The sequence below is a fragment of the Bradyrhizobium sp. genome, assembly GCF_019244115.1.
Classification (GTDB): domain Bacteria; phylum Pseudomonadota; class Alphaproteobacteria; order Rhizobiales; family Xanthobacteraceae; genus Bradyrhizobium.
This window is the reverse complement of sequence record NZ_JAFATE010000885.1, coordinates 1-2,578: the sequence shown is the minus strand read 5'-3', so window position 1 is coordinate 2,578 and position 2,578 is coordinate 1. Positions and strand designations below refer to the sequence as shown.

The 2,578-nt window shown below is 65.2% G+C and carries 3 protein-coding genes and 1 pseudogene; all 4 read left to right on the top strand.

Features of this window, described 5'->3' with window-relative positions; all coding sequences use genetic code 11:
* Positions 1-186 (top strand): annotated as a pseudogene (gene lysK, locus JOZ76_RS37130) (lysine--tRNA ligase); the annotation flags it as partial.
* A 125-nt stretch (positions 187-311) separates the two neighbouring features.
* The gene (locus JOZ76_RS37125; RefSeq protein ID WP_291706335.1) at positions 312-1,091 is read left to right on the top strand and encodes a class II aldolase/adducin family protein; all 780 of its coding nucleotides are present in this window, start codon (positions 312-314) and stop codon (positions 1,089-1,091) included.
* Positions 1,092-1,276: 185 nt separating this feature from the next.
* Complete coding sequence (locus JOZ76_RS37120) at positions 1,277-1,621, top strand: DUF952 domain-containing protein (protein ID WP_291706334.1); 345 nt, start codon at positions 1,277-1,279, stop codon at positions 1,619-1,621.
* The coding region (locus tag JOZ76_RS37115) for a quinone-dependent dihydroorotate dehydrogenase (protein WP_291706333.1) at positions 1,618-2,578 on the top strand (961 nt) is incomplete at its 3' end. The genes JOZ76_RS37120 and JOZ76_RS37115, both read left to right, overlap by 4 nt.

Here is a 2,578-nt window from a genome sequence, read left to right as displayed (position 1 = left end):
CCGTTCCTCGATCCCGTGAAGAAGGGCAGGGATGGCCGGCCCGGCGTGTCGCTCGACTGGTTCAACATGCTCTACAAGGTGCTGCTCGGCCAGGAGAAGGGCCCGCGCTTCGGCTCCTTCGTCGCGGTCTATGGCATCAACAACGCGATCGCCATGATCGACGGCGCGCTGGGGCGGTCGGCTTAGGCTGGGCTCGCGCGGCCAGCCTGGGCCTCGAAATTGCGTATAGGAGCCCCGCGGCGATTTCAGCCGCGGCGGCTGGCGAATGACGCTATGCTTGCTCTAACAACAAGCTTCAGGGGAGCACCCTCATGCAGTTCAGGGTTTCACCGAAGACGATTGCCGAATGCAGCGCCGAGGAATGGCAGGCGCGGATCGATCTCGCGGCCGCGCACCGGCTTGCCGTCATGCACGGTTTTCATGAGGGCATCTTCAACCACCTGACGCTCGTGGTGCCGGGCCGCAGCGACCGCTACTACCAGATCCCGTTCGGCATGCATTGGTCGGAGGTGACGGCCTCCTCCTTCATGGAAGTCGGGATCGACGATGGCGAGGTCAAAAGTGGCGCGGGCGATGTCGAGCGCTCCTGCTATTGCATCCATGCGCCGATCCACAAGGCGGCGCCGCAGGCCAGAGCGGTATTCCACACCCACATGCCCTATGCGAGCGCGCTGACGCGGCTGGAGGATCCGCGCATCAAGGAGATCGGGCAGACCGAGGTCGGGCTATCAGGCGCGATCGCCTATGATGACGAATATACCGGCCCCGCGCTCGATCCGGCGGAAGGGGCGCGCCTGGCGCGGGTCATTGCCGACAAGACCGTCCTGTTCATGGCCAATCACGGCATCACTACGGTCGGAAAATCCGTCGCCGAGGCCTATGACCGCCTCTATTACGTCGAGCGCGCGGCGCAGATGCAGATCTATGCGATGTGGACCGGACAGCCGCTCAAGACGCTGCCGCGGCCCGTGGTCGAGAAGACCCGGCGCGATTTTAGCGGCCAGAGCTCCTACAATCCGCCGCCGGCGCAACGCCATTTCGACGCCCTGAAACGCATTCTCGACCGCAAGGAGCCGGACTACGCGACCTAGGCTGTCGGGGACCGACGAACCCTCTGCATCAATCCCGGCGGGTGGCTCCATGCCATCGCGGAAGCTGGGCAATGCACGAAGGTCACTGCAGGTCCCGGCCCCTTGAGTTCACTTGGCGGCGCCGATACGGTCTGGTACCAGCCAAAATCTTCAGTGAACTCAAGACGCAGACAGGATTGGACCGCGTGCCCAGGATCTACAAAATCTGCTCCGCCTCGGCCTGGCGCGAAGCCGAGCGGTCCGGCGTCTACCGGGGCAGTGCCGACGACCTGCGCGACGGCTTCATCCATTTCTCCACCGCCTCCCAGGTGGCGGAAACCGCCCGAAAGCATTTTTTCGGCCAGACCGCGCTGTTTCTGGTCGAGGTCGACGCCGACGTCCTGGGAGATGCGCTGCGCTGGGAGCGTTCGCGCAATGACGAGCTGTTTCCGCATCTCTATGGCGAGCTCGATCTCGGTGCCGTGACCTTTGTGCGCGACATGCCTGCGCGGTCCGACGGTTCGCACGACATCCCGGAGCTTGCGCCTTGATCCGCGCATTCGACACCTTCTCGCTGCCGCTGTTGCGCTTCCTCGACCCGGAAGATGCGCATCGCCTGGCGATCCAGGGCTTGCGGCTGCTGCCGCCGCTGCGCCTGAAGCTGGACGACCCCAAGCTCTCGGTGCGCGCCTTCGGCCTCAACTTCCCGAATCCGATCGGCATGGCGGCCGGTTTCGACAAGAACGCCGAGGTGCCGGACGCGCTGCTGCGGCTCGGCTTCGGCTTCGTGGAGATCGGCTCTGTGACGCCCCGCCCGCAGGAGGGCAATCCGCGGACGCGGCTGTTTCGCCTCGAGCGCGACGAGGCGGTCATCAACCGAATGGGCTTCAACAATGACGGTGCGGAGGCCGTGCTGCGCCGACTCGCCGCGCGCGCCAATCTCGGCGGCATCGTCGGCGTCAATGTCGGGGCCAACAAGGATTCGCCCGATCGCGTCGCCGACTATGTGAAGCTGATCGAGATGTTTGCACCGGTCGCGGACTATTTCACCGTCAACGTCTCTTCGCCGAATACGCCGGGCCTGCGCAACCTGCAGCAGGCAAAAATGCTCGACGAACTCCTGGCCCGCGTGATCGACGCGCGCGAGCGGGTGCGGACCGAGGCCGGCGATTCTCCTGTCCTGCTCAAGATCGCGCCGGACCTCAGCCTCGCCGAGCTCGACGAGGTCGTCCACATCGCGCGCTCGCGCCGGGTCGACGGGATGATCGTGTCCAACACCACGGTGGCGCGGCCCGCGAGCTTGCGGGAGACAAATCGCGCCAAGGAGCAGGGCGGATTGTCGGGCCGGCCGCTGTTTCGGCTGTCGACGCGAATGGTGGCCGAGACCTTTGTGCGGACCGAGGCCGCGTTCCCGCTGATCGGGGTCGGCGGCATCGATTCCGGCGGCGCGGCTCTGACAAAAATCCGCGCTGGCGCCAGCCTGATCCAGCTTTATTCGTCGCTGATCT

Bases quoted from the DNA above. Each gene is read 5' to 3' on its own strand.
- JOZ76_RS37125 (WP_291706335.1), top strand. From the start codon at position 312: ATGCAGTTCAGGGTTTCACCGAAGACGATTGCCGAATGCAGCGCCGAG.